Source organism: Streptomyces sp. SID5785, assembly GCF_009870065.1.
In the GTDB taxonomy this organism is placed as follows: Bacteria; Actinomycetota; Actinomycetes; order Streptomycetales; family Streptomycetaceae; genus Streptomyces.
The window spans coordinates 1-640 of sequence record NZ_WWIA01000491.1 but is presented as its reverse complement, the minus strand read 5'-3'; the positions used below and the strand labels follow the sequence as shown (position 1 = coordinate 640).

General features: G+C 75.5%; 2 protein-coding genes. One reads left to right on the top strand and one right to left on the bottom strand.

Annotation, left to right across the window (positions count from 1 at the left end):
• On the bottom strand, positions 1 to 303 hold a 303-nt coding region (locus GTW43_RS38645), incomplete at its 3' end, for a hypothetical protein (protein WP_343246022.1).
• Here GTW43_RS38645 and GTW43_RS38640 point away from each other — a divergent pair.
• Positions 269 to 640: NPCBM/NEW2 domain-containing protein (locus GTW43_RS38640; RefSeq protein WP_343246021.1), on the top strand; the 372-nt coding region annotated here is incomplete at its 3' end. The genes GTW43_RS38645 and GTW43_RS38640 overlap by 35 nt on opposite strands.

Here is a 640-nt window from a genome sequence, read left to right as displayed (position 1 = left end):
GCCCGAGCCGGAGGCTCGGCAGGAGAAGCCGCCGATCTCGCAGCCGATCGAGCCGCAGAAGCCGAAGCCGACCCCGAAGCCCGCGGCGAAGCCGCCTGCGCCGCCCGCGCCCGCACCGACGCCGCCCCCGGCTCCGAAGCCCACCCCGACGCCGAAGCCGACGCCCACCCCGACCCCGCCCCCGAAGCCGACGCCCACGCCGTCCGAGCCGGCCCCGAAGCCGACGCCTCCCCCGGCACCGACCCCGCCGCCTCCGGCCCCGCCGGCCGTGTACCAGTGGAACCAGCTGTCGTACGGCGGCATCGGTGACGGCACCGAGCCCGAGATGCGGCTCGGCGAGAGCAGCTGGGTCTGGCAGCGGCAGGGGCTCTCGATCGGCGGGCAGCAGTACGCCCACGGTGTCTCGGTGCACTCCCGCTCCTCGGTCACCATCGACCTCAACCGCACCTGCACCGCGTACGACGCGCTCGTCGGCGTGGACGACCTGACTCTCGGCCTCGGCGCCGTCCGCTTCTCCGTCTACGTCGACGGGGCGCGGGCCTGGCAGTCGCCGGTGGTGCGGGGCCATGACGCGGCGGTGCCCGTGCATGTCGGGCTCTCGGGGGCGAAGACGATCCGGCTCGTGGTCGAACCCCAGACC